The organism is Petropleomorpha daqingensis (assembly GCF_013408985.1).
GTDB classification, from domain to species: domain Bacteria; phylum Actinomycetota; class Actinomycetes; order Mycobacteriales; family Geodermatophilaceae; genus Petropleomorpha; species Petropleomorpha daqingensis.
This window is the reverse complement of record NZ_JACBZT010000001.1, coordinates 3,981,952-3,998,539: the sequence shown is the minus strand read 5'-3', so window position 1 is coordinate 3,998,539 and position 16,588 is coordinate 3,981,952. Positions and strand designations below refer to the sequence as shown.

Here is a 16,588-nt window from a genome sequence, read left to right as displayed (position 1 = left end):
GTCCCTGCCATGACCGTCGACCTGTTCGCGGGGATCCCGGTGACCGACCTCGCCCGCGCCAAGACCTGGTACGAGCAGCTCCTCGGCTCGCCGCCGGCCTTCCTGCCGAACGACGTCGAGGCCGTCTGGGAGCTCGCCCAGCACCGGTACCTCTACCTCGAGCAGCTGCCCGAGCGCGCCGGCCACGCGATGCACACGTTGTTCGTCGACGACCTGGACGCGCGGGTGGCGCAGATCGCGACCCGCGGCCTCGAGCCCGCCCAGCGGGAGACCTACGACAACGGCGTCCGCAAGATCACTTACCGCGACCCCGACGGCAACGAGATCGGCTTCGGCGGCGGCCCGGCCTGACGGTGGTTTCGCGTGCTTAACCGCGCGCGGTTAAGCACGCGAAACCTCGCTGGTCAGGCCGCGGACTTGCGGTCGCCGACCGAGTTCTTGCCGAACTCCTGGCCGTTGAGCTTGGCGATGTCGGCCTCCAGCTGCGGCACCCGGCCTGCGGAGATCTTCAGCATCACCTTCTCCGACAGCGCGCCGGTGACCACCTGGCGCAGCGCCGAGACGACACCCACCGACCGCGGCACGAACACCCGGCGGCGGCGGGTCTCCAGGTTGTCGACCAGCGCCTGCGCGCAGGCCTCCACCGAGGTGTAGGCGCCCAGCGGCCCGGGCAGCTGCCGGCGGGTCTCCTTGAAGGTGGGCAGCGCGTCCTCGGTGTCGCGCACCAGGTCGGTGTCGATCCAGGTCGGGTGGGCGCTGGCCACGGTGACCCTGCGGTGGGCGACCTCCAGCCGCAGCGCGTCGCCGAACCGCTCGAGCCCGGCCTTGGCGGCGCAGTAGGCGCTCATCCCCGGCAGCACGGTGAAGGCGGCCGCCGAGCTGACCAGCAGGATGTGCCCGCGCCGCTTCGCGATCTCCGGCAGCGCGGCGTGCGCGGTCAGCATGGCGCCGATCAGGTTCACCTCGATCGTCCGCGACAGCGCGTGCGCCGAGCCGGTGGCCACGGTGGTCAGCGGGGCGATGCCCGCATTGGCGACCACGATGTCCAGGCCCCCGAACGTGTCGACGGTCCGCTGGACGGCGTTCTTCAGCGCCTCGGCGTCGGTGACGTCGCACTCGACCCACAGGTGCTCGGGGCCGAGCTCGTCGGCCACCGTCGCCAGCAGCTCGGGCTCGAGGCCGGCCAGCGCGACGCGGGCGCCGCGGGCCGCGGCCTTGCGCGCCAGCGCGGCGCCGATGCCGCGGGCGGCCCCGGTGATCAGGACGGTCTTTCCGGCCAAAGGGGTGCGTGCCATTCCCAAGCTCCTCTGCTTCGAGTTGAGCACTGCTCAACAACCGTTGTAGCTTGTTGAGCAGTGCTCAGCAAGCCGAGGACGACCTGCCGAGGAGCCTGCCCGTGACCACCGTCGAGACCAAGCCCGCGCAGAACAGGGCCACCGTCCGCCGCGAGGCGAAGATCGCCATCGTCGGCTCCGGCTTCGCCGGCCTGGGCATGGCGGTCCAGCTGCGGCAGCGCGGTGAGACCGACTTCGTCGTCCTGGAACGGGCCGACGAAGTCGGCGGCACCTGGCGCGACAACACCTACCCCGGCGCCGCCTGCGACGTGCAGTCGAACCTGTACTCGTTCTCCTTCGCGCCGAACCCCGACTGGCCGCGCTCGTACTCCGAGCAGCCGGAGATCCAGGCCTACCTGGAGAACACCGCCGCCCGGTACGGCGTCTACGAGCACACCGTCTTCGGCGCCGACGTCACCGCCGCCCGGTGGGACGACGACGCGCACCAGTGGATCGTCTTGACCACCGCCGGCGAGTTCCGCGCCCAGGTGCTGATCTCCGCCGCCGGAGCCCTCGCCGACCCGACCTACCCCGACATTGAGGGGCTGCGGTCGTTCGAGGGCGAGCTCATGCACTCCGCCCGCTGGGACGACGCGGTCGACCTCGACGGCAAGCGGGTCGGCGTCATCGGCACCGGGGCGAGCGCGATCCAGGTCGTCCCGGCGATCCAGCCGCAGGTCGAGAGCATCGCCGTCTACCAGCGGACCGCGCCCTGGATCGTCCCGCGCAGCGACCGCCCGGTGAAGCGCAGCGCCCAGTTCCTCTACCGGCACCTGCCGCTGTTCCAGAAGGCGGTCCGCGGCCTGCTCTACGTCTTCCGCGAGCTGCTCGTCGTCGGCATGACCAAGCGCCGCCGGCTGCTCGAGCCGGTGCAGAAGGTGGCCCGCGCCCACCTGCAGCGCCAGGTCCGCGACCCGAAGCTGCGCGCCGCGCTCACCCCGAACTTCACGATCGGCTGCAAGCGGATCCTGATCTCCAACGACTACTACCCGGCCGTCGCGGCGCCGAATGCCGAGCTGGTCACCTCCGGCATCGCCGAGGTCCGCCCGCACTCGGTCGTCACCACCGACGGCGTCGAGCGGCCGACCGACGTCCTCGTCCTGGCCACCGGCTTCCACGTCACCGACCTGCCGATCGCCGAGAAGATCCGCGGCCGCGACGGGCGCACCCTGGCCCAGGTCTGGGAGGACGGCATGGTGACCAACCGCAGCACCACGGTCGCCGGCTTCCCCAACATGTTCCTGCTGGTCGGCCCCAACGTCGGCGTCGGGCACACCTCGATGGTCTACATGATCGAGTCGCAGGTCGCCTACGTCGACCAGGCGCTGCAGGTGATCGACGGCGAGGGCCTCGCCGCCCTCGAGACGACGCCGGAGGCCCAGCAGGCCTACCGGGAGCTCATCGCCGACAAGTCGAAGGGCACCGTGTGGCTGGCCGGCGGCTGCGCCAGCTGGTACCTCGACAAGCACGGGCACAACTCGACGCTGTGGCCGGACTTCACCTTCCGGTTCCGCAAGATGCTCTCGGCCTTCGACCGCGAGAACTACGTCGGCGTCCCGGCCGGCCGCGAGCTGGAGGTGGCGGCATGACCCTCGTCCAGCGCCGCACCGCCGCCGTCCGCACCGACGACGGCGCCCTGCTGCACGCCACGATCGACGGGGACGACGACGCCCCCGTGACCGTCGTCCTCGCCCACGGCTGGACCCTCGCCCAGGCCGCCTGGGACGACGTCGCGGAGCTGCTGCTCCCCCGCGCCGGTGCCGGCGAGCTGCGACTGGTCCGCTACGACCAGCGCGGGCACGGCCGCTCGACCTGGGGCGACACGCAGATCACCGTCGACCAGCTCGGCAACGACCTGGCCGCCGTCCTCGACCAGTTCGTACCCGACGGCCCGGTCGTCCTCGGCGGCCACTCGATGGGCGGCATGACGATCATGTGCCTGGCCGCGAACCGGCCGGAGCTCTTCGGCGAGCGCGTCCGCGGCGCCCTGCTCGTCTCCACCTCGGCCGGCGACCTGACGTCGGACCCGAAGTCGCCGGGTGCGCGGATGAGCCGGCTCACCCCCGGCATGCTCAACACCGCCCTGGCCGGCGCCCGGGTGATCGAGAAGCTGCGGCAGAAGCTGCCGCCGAGCTCGCCGCGGCACCAGAAGATCGTCCGCGACCTCCTCTACGGCGCCGACGCCACCGACGCGATGGTGCTGGCCGGGGCCGAGATCATGCACGCCTCGACGATCCGCGCCTTCCTGGAGTTCATGCCGGCGCTGGGCGACCACGACAAGCGCACCGAGCTCGCGGCGCTGGCGAAGGTGCCGGTCGAGATCCTCGTCGGCGACAGCGACAACCTGACACCGAAGCGGCACAGCGAGCAGCTGGTCGAGGCGCTGCCGGAGGCGGAGCTGCACGTCGTCCCTCGGACCGGGCACATGCTCACCCAGGAGCGGCCGCAGCTGGTCGCCGATGCGCTCGACCGGCTGCTCGCGACCGTGGACGCCGACCGCACGGCCGCCTGAGGTGACCGCCGCGCCATGACATCGATACGCCGCTCGGCGGTCGACCGGCGCGCGCAACTGGTCGAGATCGGGCTGGAGCTGCTGCCCACCACGCCGGTGCAGGAGCTCACCATCGACGAGGTCGCCCGCCGCGCCGGGATCAGCCGCAGCCTCCTGTTCCACTACTTCCCGACCAAGCGCGACTACTACACCGCGGTCACCCGCGCGGCGGCCCGGGCCCTGGAGGAGCACCTGCTCGCCGGCGGTGAGCCGGGTGCCGCGCAGGTGCCGGGCATGCTGGACCGCTACGTCGGCTGGGTGGAGACCTTCCGCGAGGCGCACCTGTCGTTCGTCCGCGGTGCGGCCGGCGGCGACCCGTGGGTGGCGGAGGTCTACGAGGAGACCCGGGAGCGGCTGGTCGACGTCGCGCTCACGGCGCTGGACCTGCCGGACGACGCCCGCCGCCGGCAGCTGGTGCGCTCCTGGTTCGCCTTCACCGAGGACCTCGTCGGCCAGTGGACCCGCGAGCCGACGATGTCCCGCGACGAGCTGCTCGCCCTGCTCCGCGACGTCCTCGACCGGCTCACCGCACGCTAACCTCACCGCGTGGAGCACACCCGCCTCACCTGGTGGCAGCCGTCGTCCTGGCGGCTGTGACCTGACGCGTCCCGAGCTGCCCTGCGGCAGCTCGGCGGCGGATCCGCGACGGCGGCAGGGCGGCTCTCCTCACTTCCAGGAGAACCGATGAACGCCCCCACGATCGAGCACGACCCCTTCAGCCGGGCGGTGGCCCGCAGCGCCGAGCTCGAGGTGCAGATCGCCGCCACCCCCGAGCGGTTCCGCGTGCTCACCGGCGACCGGCCCACCGGACCGCTGCACCTCGGGCACTACTTCGGCACGCTGGCCAACCGCGTGCGCCTGCAGCAGGCCGGTGTCGACGTGCTCGTGCTCGTCGCCGACTACCAGGTGATCACCGACCGCGACGTCGCCGAGGACCTGCAGCGGGCGGTGACCGGGCTGGTGCTCGACCAGCTGGCGGCCGGCCTCGACCCCGAGCGGACCACGATCTTCTGCCACAGCGCGGTGCCGGCGCTCAACCAGCTGCTGCTGCCGTTCCTCAGCCTGGTCAGCGTGCCCGAGCTGCAGCGCAACCCCACGGTCAAGGCCGAGACGGAGGCGACCGGCGACCGGGCCATGTCGGGGCTGATGCTCACCTACCCGGTCCACCAGGCCGCCGACATCCTCTTCTGCGGCGCGAACCTCGTCCCGGTCGGCCGCGACCAGCTGCCGCACCTGGAGCTGACCCGGACGATCGCCCGCCGGTTCACCCAGCGCTACGGGCCCGTCTTCGGCGAACCGGACGCGCTGCTCGGCGACGCCCCGCTGCTGCTGGGCACCGACGGCACCAAGATGGCCAAGAGCCGGGGCAACGCCATCGCGCTGCGCGCCGACGAGGACACCACCGCGCGGCTGGTCCGCCGGGCGGTCACCGACACCGAGCGCACCATCACCTACGAGCCCGGCCGGCGCCCCGAGGTGGCCAGCCTGGTGCTGCTCGGGGCGCTGTGCCGCGGGCAGTCGCCGGAGGCCTTCGCCGACGAGATCGGCGCCGGCGGCGCGGCCGCGCTCAAGGCGGCGCTCACCGAGGCGGTCAACGAGCGGCTGCGCCCGATGCGCGCCCGCCGCGCGGAGCTCGCCGCGGACCCGGGTCTGGTGCGGGACGTGCTGCGGCGGGGCGACGAGCGGGCGAACGGCCTGGCCGAGGCCACCCTCGGGCGGGTGCGCGACGCGATGGGGATGCGCTACTGACCCGTGACGAGGGAGGGGCTCCCCGGCGGGGAGCCCCTCAACTGGCGATCGAGTCGACCCGGTCCCCGGACTCGTCGGACGGCGGCTGCAGCCGGGTCAGCACCTTCTCCGCGCTGTCCCCGGTGGCGTCCATCGACTTCTTCACCGTCGCGCCGTAGACGTCGACGTACTCCTGACCGGACAGCGTCATGATCTCGTACATGATCTCGTCGGTGATCGAGCGCTCGACGAACCGGTCGCCGGACATCCCCTCGTAGCGGGAGAAGTCCAGCGGCTTGCCGAACCGAACGCAGACCCGGGTCAGCTTCTTGCCGAAGGGCAGCTTCGTGGTCTTGTAGACCATCGCGAGGGGGACGACGGGGGCGCCGGTCTCCAGCGTCATCCGGGCGATGCCGGTCTTGCCGCGGTAGAGGCGCCCGTCGGGCGAGCGGGTGCCCTCGGGGTAGATGCCCAGGAGGTGGCCCCCGCGCAGGATCCGGATGCCGGTCTGGATGGCGTCCTCGGCGGCGGAGGCGTTGGTCCGGTCGATGGGCACCTGGCCGCTGCCGGCGAAGAAGACGCGCTGCGCCCAGCCCTTGACCCCCTTCCCGGTGAAGTACTCCTGCTTCGCCAGGAAGGTGACCCGCCGCCGGAGCATGAGCGGCATGAAGATCCAGTCAGCGGCCGACAGGTGGTTGCTGGCCAGGATCGCCGCACCCTCCGCGGGCACGTTCTCGGTGCCCTCGGGCTGCGGACGGAAGACCAGCTTGGCCACCGGCCCGACGGCCACGAACTTGAGGAACCAGTAGAACAACACGCCTCCCTCGTGAACTGCCAGACTAGGGAGCCCGGGGCACGAACTACAACAGTGCCCACCCGGTGACTCTCCGTCGCCGCCTCGAGGAGGACGCCCAGTGCCGCAGTCGGACCTGCCCGCCGAGGTGCTCCCGGGCGCCGAGCCGTTCGCGTTCCCCGGCGGCGACGGCCCCGACGGGCGCACCGGGGTGCTGCTCGTGCACGGGTTCACCGGCACGCCGATGAGCATGCGCCCGTGGGGCGAGCACCTCGCCGCCGAGGGGTTCGCGGTGCGCTGCCCGCTGCTGCCCGGCCACGGCACGCGGTGGCAGGACTGCAACCTGGTCACCGAGGAGGACTGGACGGCCGCGGTCGGCGCGGCCTTCGACGAGCTCGCCCGCGACGTCGACCGCGTCGTCGTCGCCGGGCTGTCGATGGGCGGCACCCTGGCGATCCGGCTGGCCGAGACCCGCCCGGACGACGTCGCCGCCCTCGTGCTGGTCAACCCGTCCCTGCTGACCCAGCGACTGGACGCCAAGCTGCTGCCGCTGCTGGCGAAGCTCACCCCGAGCTGGGCGCCGATCGCCAGCGACATCAAGAAGCCCGGCATCACCGAGCTCGCCTACCCCAAGCTGCCGACGCGGGCCGTGCTCGGGCTGCGCCGGCTGTGGACGGCGACCCGCGCCGACCTGGGGCGGGTCCGCGCGCCCGTGCTGCTCTACCGCAGCACCGAGGACCACGTCGTCGAGCCCGCCTCCGGCAAGGTGCTGCTCGCCGGCGTCTCCAGCACCGACGTCACCGAGGTGCTGCTGGAGAACAGCTACCACGTCGCGACCCTCGACAACGACGCCCCGACGATCTTCGAGGGCTCGGTCGACTGGATCCGCGCCCGCACCCGCGCGGGCGACCCGGAGCCGACGTGAGCGGCCGGGGGCGGCGGGACAACGGCCTCGACGCCGCACTGTGGAGCCCCCTGCGCGACGTCGATCCGCGCGTCGGCGAGCACCTCCTCGACGTCCTCTACGACGCGGGCATCGCCGCCTACCTGGAGCCGGCCGCCGACGTCGGCCCGTACACGCGCACCGTCTTCCTGCCCAGCCCGCCGTCCGACCGGCTCTTCGTCGACCGCGCCCACCGCACCGAGGCGCGGGCGCTGGTCGACGCGCACGCCGACGAGCACGCCCGCGGGCAGGTGCCCGAACGCGCGCGGGTCCGCCGCGACCTCGACGAGGACGCCGAGTGGGCGCGGATCGTCGCCGCGTTCGAGGCCGAGCACGGGCAGATGACCGTCGAGGAGTCCCCCGCCGAGACACCACCGCCGGCACCGGCCGAGCCCGACGTCCTCGACCGGCCCGACGAGCACTTCGAGCCCCCGCCGCCGCCGAAGGTGCCGGTGCCGAAGCCGTCGACGCTGTACTCGTTCCTGCTGGTCGCCGCCGGGCTGGTGCTCATCTGGGCGCCGTCGGTGATCGGGCTGTCCGACGACCTCGGGCTCGTCCTCGGCTTCGCCGCGGTCGCCGGCGGCGTCGGGACGGCGGTGTCGCGGATGCGCGACAGGTCCACCGACGACGGTGATGACGGAGCCGTCGTCTGAGCCGCTAGCGTGCCAGGCGTGAGCAGCGCAGCGACCTCCGCGACCGTCGAACTGACCGGCCACCTGATGGACACCGGCATCCTCGCCCGGGTCCTCGACGACGTCCTCGAGTACGGCGGTGACTACCGCATCGAGAGCATCGACATCGGCCGCGAGCACCAGGACGAGTCGACGGCCCGCGTGGAGGTCCGGGCCGACGACCACGACCTGCTCGAGCGGATCGTCATGCGGCTGCAGGTGCACGGCGCCAACGCCGTCGACCCCGGGACGGCGACGGTGCGGCCGGCGCCGTCCGACGGCGTCTTCCCGGAGGACTTCTACTCCACGACCAACCTGGACACCTTCGTCCGGCTCGAGCGGGAGTGGATCCCGGTCGACCGCGCCGAGATGGACTGCGGGCTGGTCGTCACCGAGCAGGGCGGCCGGCCGCTCGTGCGCAACGTGCCGGTCAGCGACGTGAAGGCCGGTGATTCGGTGGTCTGCGGCGCGCACGGGGTGCGGGTCGAGATGACCCCCAGCGTCGTCCGCGGGGAGGAGGAGGACTTCGGCTTCATGTCCTCGGCGGTCTCCAGCGAGAAGCCGCAGGCGCTGCTGGTCCACCAGATCGCCGAGCGGATGCGCGAGGTCAAGGCCGCGGGCCAGAAGGTGCTGTGGGTGGGCGGGCCGGCCGTCGTGCACACGGGCGCCTCCCCGGCGATGGTCCGGCTGGTGCGCGCCGGCTACGTCGACATCCTGTTCGCCGGCAACGCGCTGGCCACCCACGACATCGAGTCGGCGCTGTTCGGCACCTCGCTGGGCGTCGACCTGTCCAAGGGCTCGGGGGTGCCGCACGGGCACGAGCACCACATCCGCGCGATCAACACGATCCGGGCGGCCGGGTCGATCGCCGCCGCCGTCGAGAAGGGCGTGCTCACCGGCGGCGTCATGCACGCGATGGTCGAGGCCGGCAAGCCCTTCGTGCTGGTCGGCTCCGTGCGCGACGACGGCCCGCTGCCCGACGTCTACACCGACGTCATCGAGGGTCAGCGGGCGATGCGCGCCGAGCTCCCCGGCGTCGGCTTCTGCATCATGGTCGCGACGATGCTGCACTCGATCGCGACCGGGAACATCCTGCCGGCGTCGATCCCGCTGGTCTGCGTGGACATCAACCCGGCGACGGTGACCAAGCTCGCCGACCGCGGCAGCGCCCAGGCGATGGGCATCGTCACCGACATCGGCCTGTTCCTCGAGCAGCTGGCGAGAGAGCTGGCGCCGGAAGGCTAAGCGTCCTGGCGGACCAGGTCGGCGGCGCCGACCAGGCCGGCGTGCGGGCCGAGCTCGGCGGCGACGATCCGCGGCCCCGGGCGGAACCCGCGACCGGGCAGCGCCCGCTCCAGCCGCTCGCGGGCCGGCGCGAGCACCAGCTCACCGAGCTTGCTCACGCCGCCGCCGATGACGACGACCTCCGGGTCGAGCGCGGCGGCGAGGTCGGCGATGCCCTGCCCGAGCCACGTGCCGACCTCGGTGACCAGCTCCAGCGCCAGCGCGTCCCCGTCGGCGGCCGCGGCGGCGACGTCCTCGCCGGTGAGCCGCGTGGCGTCGCCGTCCACCCGCTCCAGCAGTTGGGCCGCGGCGGCCGGGGACGACGTCGCCACCTCCCGCGCGGTCTGGCCCAGCGCCGTGCCGCTGGCGTACTGCTCCCAGCAGCCGCGGTTGCCGCACGCGCACAGCCGCCCGTCGGGGACGACCCGCATGTGCCCCCACTCCCCCGCGACGCCGTGCGAGCCGCGCCGCAGCCGGCCGTCGAGGACCATGCCGCCGCCGATGCCGGTGCCCAGCGTGATCATCAGCGCCAGGTCGGCGCCCCGGGCCGCGCCGTAGCGGTACTCCGCCCAGGCGGCGGCGTCGGCGTCGTTGCCCACCCACAGCGGCAGCTGCAGCCGGGCGGCGAGGTCCTTGCGCAGGGTGGCGTTGCGCCAGGCCAGGTGCGGGCTGAACAGCACCGTGTCACCGGTGCGGTCGAACCACCCGGCCGCGCCCACCCCGACGCCGACGACCGGCTCGTTGCCGGCGAGCAGATCGGCGACGACGCCGGCGATCGCGTCCTCGGTCTGCGACACCGAGGCGCCCGGGGTGGCCCGGCGCGCGGTCTGCAGGATGCGACCGTCGGGGGTCACCAGGCCGCCGAGCACCTTGGTGCCGCCGATGTCGACACCGATGGCCGGCAGCGTCGCGGGCTCGCTCACGCGATGTCGATGCGCTGCACCGTCGGCGCGGGATCGCGGTGCGACGGCTCGTCCGCGTGCTCGGCCGGCTCCGGCGTGGGCTGGCCGGACAGGGAGCGCAGCGCGGCCGAGGCGGTGGCCAGCACGTCGTCGAGGACCGCCGTCACCTCGGGCCGGTCACCCCGCAGAACGGCGAGCAGCTGGCAGTGCGGGCACCACTTGCACTCACCGGCGGGGTGCTCGCCGGTGTCGTCGCCGGAGCTGTCCGGGGCGGCAGCGGCCTTCACGGCCTCCAGCAGTCGGCGGGCCTGCTCGGCCCAGTCGGCTCCGGTCGTCATGACGCACTCTCCTCGGCGGGAAGAAGATCGGCCGGCCACAGCCGGGGATCCGGGGCGAAGGTGACCTCGAGCCGCGCGGCGGCGGTGCCGGGCTCCTCGAGCCGGCCCCCGGTCACCGCGCAGCGGCGCAGCAGCGAGTCCAGTCGCACCGACCGGCGCACCCCGCCCACGGTGATCACGAGGTCGTCGGCCCAGCGGGTCAGCTCCACCTGGTCGCGCTCGGCGAACGGCAGCGGCAGGCTCAGCCGCCAGGCGCCGTCCAGCCGTTCGGCGGCGGGCACCGGCAGCGGCTCGGGTTCCGGCAGCTCGACGGCGAGCGGGGCGAGGCCGGCGACGTCGGCCGGCGTGGTGGCGCACTCGGCCACGGGCCGCACCGTGGCGATCTCGGCCAGCCCGGCCACCGCCTCGTCCTGCTCGGCCAGCCGCTGCGTCCACCACGTCCCGGTGCCGCCGCCGGGCAGCACCCGGGCGAGCACCGCCGCGGGCCGCTGCCCCAGCAACCCGAGGGTGGTCGCCGCCGAGCGGAGAGCCGGGACGGCGCCGGCGCGGGCCTGCGCCGTGAGGACGACGGACGTCGCGGCCGGGTCGGCCAGCGGGGTCGCCGCGAGCCGCTCCACCGCCGGCAGGGCGGCCAGCAGCGCGTCCAACGGTCCCGAGCGCGCGGCCCCGGACCGCACGGCCGCCGTCCGGATCGCCCCCAGCGCCCGGACCCGCGGCGGCAGCGCGACGTCGAGCCACCAGCGCAGGCCGGCCGGCAGCGCGAGCAGCGCCAGGCCGGCCTCGAGCGGTCCGGCGTCGAGGACGACGAGGTCGGCGTCGGCCGAGGCCCGGCCCAGCGCGGCCAGCACGGCGAGCTCGGCCGCACCGGGCGGCGGGACGACGGAGCTTGCCGGCGGCAGGTCGACGTGCGGCAGGGCCGCGGCGAGCACGCCCGCGTGCCGCTCCCAGATCCCCTCGGCGGCCGCCAGCGCGTCGACCCGGACCACGGTGAGCCCGTCGACGTCGTCGACCCCCTCGACCAGCGGCCGCTGCCGGGACACCAGCACCGTGCGCCGGCCGGCGCGGGCGGCCTGCACCGCCGCGCCGGCGGCCAGCGTCGTCGTCCCGGCGCCGCCCGGCCCGGTGAACAGCAGCGTGCGCATCAGCCCGCTGCTCAGCTCTCCACGCGCTTCTTCAGCTCCTTGAGAGCCGTGTCCAGGATGACCTTCTCCGCCTTGCGCTTGATCATGCCGAGCATCGGGATCGACAGGTCGATGGTGATCGAGTACGTGACCTCGGTCGAGCCGTCCTTCTCCACCAGCGTGTACGAGCCGTCCTGGCGCTTCTGCATCTGGCCCTGGACCAGCGTCCACGACACCTGGCGGTCGCCGTCCCAGGTGTAGTCGAGGACGTAGTCGTCCTTGACCGCGCCGGCGTCGAGCACGAAGTGCACCCGCTGGGCCCGCCCACCGGGGCCGTCCTCGAGGACCTCGACCTTCTTCGCGGCGGCCACCCACTGGGGGTAGGCGGGGAAGTCGGCGATCACCGCCATGACGTCGGCCGCGGGCGCATCGACGACGATCGACTGGGTGGACTGGTCGGCCATGGGTGGCAGGCTAACCGCTGCCGGGCCGCCGCTGGTCCCGGGAGGGCCGTTCCCTGCTACTCACGAGTAGGACGCCGCCCACCAGCGACGGTAGATTGATCGTGACCCGTACCGGTGGCCGCGAGCGACGGTGCTCGGCGGACGGTCCGGGAGGAGAGGACCAGGCGTGCGCGAGTTCAGCGTCCCCGCGAAGACCGAGGTCGGCCCGGACGAGGCGATCCCGGACCTGCTCGCCGCCAACATCGCCGAGCACGGCGACGAGGTCGGCTACCGCGTGCACCGCGACGGCCAGTGGCGTGACGTCACCTGGAAGCAGTTCGGCGACCAGGTCGCCGGCGTCGCCAAGGGGCTGATCGCCTCGGGGGTGGGCGCGGGCGACCGCGTGGCCCTGCAGGCGCGCACCCGCTACGAGTGGACCGTCTGCGACTTCGCCATCTGGACGGCGGGCGCGGTCACCGTGCCGGTCTACGAGACCTCCAGCGCCGACCAGGTGGCGTGGATCCTCTCCGACTCCGCGGCCAAGGCCGCGATAGTCGAGAAGTCCGAGCACGCCGAGGCGATGGAGTCGGTCCGCGACCAGGCGCCGGATCTCGGCCCGGTCTGGGTGCTCGACGACGACGCCGTCGGCACGCTGACCGCCGCGGGCAAGGACGTCGACGACGCCGAGCTCGAGGCCCGGCGCGCCACGCTCAAGGCCGACAGCCTGGCCACGCTGATCTACACCAGCGGCACCACCGGCCGGCCGAAGGGCTGCGAGCTCACCCACGGCAACTTCCTGTTCGAGATCAACAACGGCATGACCCTGCTCGGCCGCTTCCTGTCGGTCGAGGGCTCGCTGCTGCTGTTCATCCCGCTGGCGCACGTGCTGGCCCGTGTGCTGGAGGTCGGCGCGGTCAAGACCCGCACCGTCGTCGGGCACACCCCGGACGTGAAGAACCTGGTCGGCGACCTCGGCGAGTTCCAGCCCACGTTCGTGCTCGCCGTCCCGCGGGTGTTCGAGAAGGTCTTCAACCAGGCGAAGGCGACCGCCGACTCCGGCGGCAAGGGCAAGATCTTCGACAAGGCCGCCCAGGTGGCCATCGACTGGTCGAAGGCGCAGGACACCGGCGGCCCGGGGATCGCGCTGCGCGCCCAGCACGCGGTGTTCGACAAGCTCGTCTACGGCAAGCTGCGTGCCGCGCTCGGTGGCAACTGCATCGGCGCGGTCTCCGGTGGCGCTCCGCTCGGCGACCGGCTCGGCCACTTCTACCGGGGCATCGGCGTGCCCGTGTACGAGGGCTACGGGCTCACCGAGACCACGGCCGCGGCCGCCGTCAACCACGACGAGGCGTTCCGCATCGGCACCGTCGGCCGCCCGCTGCCCGGCGTCTCCGCCGCCATCGCCGACGACGGCGAGGTGCTCATCAAGGGCGGCATCGTCATGCGCGGCTACTGGAAGAACGACGACGCCACCAAGGAGGCGATCGACGGCGACGGCTGGTTCCACACCGGCGACATCGGCGAGATCGACGGCGACGGCTTCCTCAAGATCACCGGTCGCAAGAAGGAGATCCTGGTGACCGCGGGCGGCAAGAACGTCGCCCCCGCCGTCCTCGAGGACCGGCTGCGGGCGCACGCGCTGGTCAGCCAGACCATCGTCGTCGGCGACCAGCGGCCGTTCATCGCCGCGCTGATCACCCTCGACGAGGAGGCGCTGCCGGGCTGGCTGGAGTCCAAGGGCAAGCCCAAGGACACCCCGCTGGACAAGCTCCGCGACGACGAGGACCTCATCAAGGAGCTCGACGCCGCCGTGGCCGACGCCAACAAGGCGGTCTCGCACGCCGAGGCGATCAAGAAGTACCGGGTGCTCGACTCGGACTTCACCGAGGAGAACGGGATGCTGACCCCGAGCCTCAAGCTCAAGCGGTCCGTCGTCCTCAAGGAGTTCGGCGACGAGGTGGAGGCCCTCTACTCGAGATGAAGGCCCCCGCTGCCCCCCCACCCCTCGCACGCTCGGGGCGGGACCCTGCAGCGGGGCCATCAGCCCTCGAGGAGGGCAGCGAAGGTCGCGGCGATCGTCGTCCACGACCAGCGCTGCTCGACCCACGCCCGGCCGGCCGCGCCCATGGCGCGCGCCTTGGCCGGGTCGTCGAGCAGCGCGGTGATCGCCGTCGCCACGGCCTCGGGCGAGCGGGGCTCGACCACGTGCCCGGTGACGCCGTCCTGCACGGCCTCCGGCGCGCCGCCGGAGGTGCCGGCCACCACCGGCAACCCGCACGCGGCGGCCTCGAGGAAGACCATGCCGAGCCCCTCGACGTCCAGCCCGCCGCGGCGGGTCCGGCACGGCATGGCGAAGACGTCGCCCGCGGCGTAGTGCGCGGGCAGCTCCGGTGCCGCGACCGGCCCGGTGAGGACGACGGAGCCGCCGAGCCCGCGATCGGCGATCGTCTTCCGGAGCGCGGCCTCCAGCGGGCCGCCGCCGACCAGCAGCAGCCGGGCGCCGGGATGGCGGGCGAGCACCCGCGGCCAGGCCTCGACGAGCACGTCCTGCCCCTTGCGGGCGACCAGCCGGGAGACGCAGACGACCACCGGCCCCTCCCCCAGCCCGTGGCGGCGGCGGACCGCGGCGCCGTCGGCGTCCGGGGTGAACGCGTCGACGTCGACCCCCGGGGAGAGCTGGGCCATGGCGACCCGGTCGGCCAGCGCGGGCGCGAGCCGGGTGTGCGTGTACTCGCTGATGTAGGTCAGCAGGTCCAGGCCACCGGCGATCCGGTGCATCAGCTGCCGCGAGCCGGGCAGCGCCACCCAGCCGGTCTCGTGGCCGTGCGTGGCGCCGACGAGCCGGCGGACCCCGGCCGCGCGCAGCGCCGGCGCCAGCAGGCCCAGCGGCGCGGCGGCGCCGAAGAAGGCGGTGTCGCAGCCGTGCTCGCGCACCAGCGACACGGCGTCGCGGGCGGTGGCCCGGGTGGGCAGCAGCATCGACGTCGGACGGCGGACCACCGGGTACGGCAGCGCGGCGTCGTAGGCCTCCCAGCCGGGCGACCGCGAGGCCAGGACGACGAGCGACCCGGGCGGCCGGCGCTCCAGCAGCGCGGCGACGAAGGTCTGGATGCCGCCCTGCCGCGGCGGGAAGTCGTTGGTGACGACGAGCGTCCTCACCGGCCCTCCAGCCGCACCCAGTCACCGGCCATGGCGACCCGCTCGGCGGTCGTCGGGTGGCTGCCGAAGAACCACTGCCAGACGGCGGGCGGGCTCGGCTCGGCGAGGTTGGTCTGGGCCAGCCGCTGCTGCATGGACACGAACGCGGTCGGGTCGTGCGTGAGCTCCAGCGCGTGCGCGTCGGCGCGCGCCTCGAGATGCCGCGACACCAGGTTCTGCACGGGCGTGGCCAGCAGCATCCCGACGGCGACCAGGAACAGGATCAGCGGCACGGCCCGGGGATCCCCCGGCCCGTCGGCGCCGGCGCGGCGCAGCAGCGGCGACCAGGACAGCACCAGGCCGAGGACGGCGACGCCGAAGGCGGCCCCCAGCGCGCCGATCAGCGTGCCGGTGAGGACGTCGTCGGTGGCCACGTGCCCGAGCTCGTGGGCGACGATCGACTCGATCTCGTCGTCGGGGAGCGCCTTCAGCACCGTGTCGTAGAGGACGACGCGGCGGGTCGAGCCGAAGCCCGAGACGTAGGCGTTGAGCCCCGTCGTCCGCCGGGAGGCGTCGGAGACGAGCACGTCCTGCACGGGTGTGCCGTTGCGCTCGGCCAGGTCGAGGATCTGCGTGCGCAGCTCACCGGCGGGCAGCGACTGGAACGAGTTGAACGCCGGCTCGATGACCACCGGGTAGAGGAACGAGCCGACCACGACCAGCGCCGCGGCGGCCCCGGCGGCCCAGGCCCACCAGTACCGCGGGGTGCGGTGCGCCAGCGCCACCAGGACCAGCATCGTCAGCGCGGTCAGCCCGGCGTTGATCCCGGCCGACACGGCGACGTCGCGGAGGAACAGCGGCCAGCTGCGGGTCGACAGCCCGTAGCGGTGCCGCACCATCTCGCCGTAGGCGGACAGCGGCAGCGTGACCAGGTACCCGATCAGGGTCAGCGCGATGGTCCCGAGCACGACCTGCCAGAACCAGCCACCGCCGAACGGGGCGGCGACGGCGCGGACCAGCCGGCCGCCGAGGCGGGTCAGGCCGAACACGCCCGCGACCGCGAGGCTGAGGATCAGGTTGGCCAGCGAGGCCGGGCGCAGGGCGGCGGCGAAGGAGCTCGCCCGCGCGACGACGTCCGCCGGCAGCCCGGCCGTGGGGTCGATCGGCACGTGCCCGCCGGGCGGTGTGGGCAGCGGCGTCCACGGCGTGCGCAGGACGACGACCAGCACGAACGCGGCGCCGAGGACCACCGCCGCGATGAGCGCGGTGCGGGCACCGGTGCGCCGCGCCTCGCTCACGCCGGTGCTCACGCGGGCCAGCCTAAGTGGCCGACCTGGGAAGA

At 73.7% G+C, this 16,588-nt stretch carries 17 protein-coding genes; 9 read left to right on the top strand and 8 right to left on the bottom strand.

Features of this window, described 5'->3' with window-relative positions; all coding sequences use genetic code 11:
• Window positions 1-9 precede the first annotated feature (9 nt).
• Window positions 10-351, top strand: a complete 342-nt coding sequence (locus tag GGQ55_RS19820; RefSeq protein ID WP_179719686.1) for a VOC family protein — start codon at window positions 10-12, stop codon at window positions 349-351.
• Window positions 352-404: 53 nt separating this feature from the next.
• Here the strand turns inward: GGQ55_RS19820 and GGQ55_RS19815 are convergent, their stop codons facing one another.
• Window positions 405-1,295, bottom strand: a complete 891-nt coding sequence (locus tag GGQ55_RS19815; protein ID WP_179719684.1) for an SDR family oxidoreductase — start codon at window positions 1,293-1,295, stop codon at window positions 405-407.
• 101 nt (window positions 1,296-1,396) lie between these two features.
• Here GGQ55_RS19815 and GGQ55_RS19810 point away from each other — a divergent pair, with 101 nt between their 5' ends.
• The 4 genes from GGQ55_RS19810 to trpS all read left to right on the top strand — a co-directional run bounded on the left by GGQ55_RS19810 (window position 1,397) and on the right by trpS (window position 5,634).
• Window positions 1,397-2,923 (top strand): flavin-containing monooxygenase, encoded by a 1,527-nt coding sequence (locus GGQ55_RS19810; protein ID WP_366489777.1) that lies wholly within the window; start codon window positions 1,397-1,399, stop codon window positions 2,921-2,923.
• Window positions 2,920-3,846, top strand: a complete 927-nt coding sequence (locus tag GGQ55_RS19805) for an alpha/beta fold hydrolase (RefSeq protein ID WP_179719682.1) — start codon at window positions 2,920-2,922, stop codon at window positions 3,844-3,846. Before GGQ55_RS19810 ends, GGQ55_RS19805 begins: the two co-directional genes overlap by 4 nt.
• A gap of 15 nt (window positions 3,847-3,861) precedes the next feature.
• Window positions 3,862-4,422 carry a TetR/AcrR family transcriptional regulator gene (locus tag GGQ55_RS19800; RefSeq protein WP_179719680.1) on the top strand — a complete coding sequence of 187 codons (561 nt, stop codon included), beginning with the start codon at window positions 3,862-3,864 and terminating at the stop codon, window positions 4,420-4,422.
• A gap of 147 nt (window positions 4,423-4,569) precedes the next feature.
• Window positions 4,570-5,634, top strand: a complete 1,065-nt coding sequence (trpS, locus tag GGQ55_RS19795; protein WP_179719678.1) for a tryptophan--tRNA ligase — start codon at window positions 4,570-4,572, stop codon at window positions 5,632-5,634.
• 37 nt (window positions 5,635-5,671) lie between these two features.
• On the opposite strand, the gene GGQ55_RS19790 is transcribed toward trpS, so the two are convergent.
• The gene (locus GGQ55_RS19790) at window positions 5,672-6,430 is read right to left on the bottom strand and encodes a lysophospholipid acyltransferase family protein (protein ID WP_366489774.1); all 759 of its coding nucleotides are present in this window, start codon (window positions 6,428-6,430) and stop codon (window positions 5,672-5,674) included.
• 97 nt (window positions 6,431-6,527) lie between these two features.
• Here GGQ55_RS19790 and GGQ55_RS19785 point away from each other — a divergent pair, with 97 nt between their 5' ends.
• From GGQ55_RS19785 to GGQ55_RS19775, 3 genes are read left to right on the top strand one after another with little or no spacing between them, the layout of a single operon-like run.
• Entirely contained in the window at window positions 6,528-7,331 is an 804-nt protein-coding gene (locus GGQ55_RS19785; protein WP_179719676.1) for an alpha/beta hydrolase, read from the top strand.
• Window positions 7,328-8,002 (top strand): hypothetical protein, encoded by a 675-nt coding sequence (locus GGQ55_RS19780; RefSeq protein ID WP_179719675.1) that lies wholly within the window; start codon window positions 7,328-7,330, stop codon window positions 8,000-8,002. Before GGQ55_RS19785 ends, GGQ55_RS19780 begins: the two co-directional genes overlap by 4 nt.
• A gap of 18 nt (window positions 8,003-8,020) precedes the next feature.
• Complete coding sequence (locus GGQ55_RS19775; protein ID WP_179719673.1) at window positions 8,021-9,265, top strand: ornithine cyclodeaminase, nickel-pincer nucleotide-dependent; 1,245 nt, start codon at window positions 8,021-8,023, stop codon at window positions 9,263-9,265.
• Here GGQ55_RS19775 and GGQ55_RS19770 read toward each other — a convergent pair.
• From GGQ55_RS19770 to GGQ55_RS19755, 4 genes are read right to left on the bottom strand one after another with little or no spacing between them, the layout of a single operon-like run.
• On the bottom strand, window positions 9,262-10,227 hold the full coding sequence (locus GGQ55_RS19770; RefSeq protein ID WP_179719671.1) for an ROK family glucokinase: 966 nt from the start codon (window positions 10,225-10,227) through the stop codon (window positions 9,262-9,264). The genes GGQ55_RS19775 and GGQ55_RS19770 overlap by 4 nt on opposite strands.
• On the bottom strand, window positions 10,224-10,544 hold the full coding sequence (locus tag GGQ55_RS19765) for a hypothetical protein (protein WP_179719669.1): 321 nt from the start codon (window positions 10,542-10,544) through the stop codon (window positions 10,224-10,226). Before GGQ55_RS19765 ends, GGQ55_RS19770 begins: the two co-directional genes overlap by 4 nt.
• On the bottom strand, window positions 10,541-11,686 hold the full coding sequence (locus tag GGQ55_RS19760) for an ArsA family ATPase (protein WP_179719667.1): 1,146 nt from the start codon (window positions 11,684-11,686) through the stop codon (window positions 10,541-10,543). Before GGQ55_RS19760 ends, GGQ55_RS19765 begins: the two co-directional genes overlap by 4 nt.
• An 11-nt stretch (window positions 11,687-11,697) precedes the next feature.
• Window positions 11,698-12,129, bottom strand: coding sequence for an SRPBCC family protein (locus GGQ55_RS19755; RefSeq protein WP_179719665.1), 432 nt, complete (start codon window positions 12,127-12,129; stop codon window positions 11,698-11,700).
• A gap of 166 nt (window positions 12,130-12,295) precedes the next feature.
• Between GGQ55_RS19755 and GGQ55_RS19750 the strand changes: the two genes are divergently transcribed.
• Complete coding sequence (locus GGQ55_RS19750) at window positions 12,296-14,089, top strand: AMP-dependent synthetase/ligase (protein ID WP_179719663.1); 1,794 nt, start codon at window positions 12,296-12,298, stop codon at window positions 14,087-14,089.
• A 59-nt stretch (window positions 14,090-14,148) separates the two neighbouring features.
• Here GGQ55_RS19750 and GGQ55_RS28575 read toward each other — a convergent pair whose 3' ends face one another.
• Window positions 14,149-15,267, bottom strand: coding sequence for a glycosyltransferase family 4 protein (locus GGQ55_RS28575; RefSeq protein ID WP_179719661.1), 1,119 nt, complete (start codon window positions 15,265-15,267; stop codon window positions 14,149-14,151).
• Window positions 15,264-16,556, bottom strand: coding sequence for a M48 family metallopeptidase (locus GGQ55_RS19740; protein WP_366489770.1), 1,293 nt, complete (start codon window positions 16,554-16,556; stop codon window positions 15,264-15,266). The genes GGQ55_RS28575 and GGQ55_RS19740 overlap by 4 nt, the downstream gene beginning before the upstream one ends.
• Window positions 16,557-16,588 lie beyond the last annotated feature (32 nt).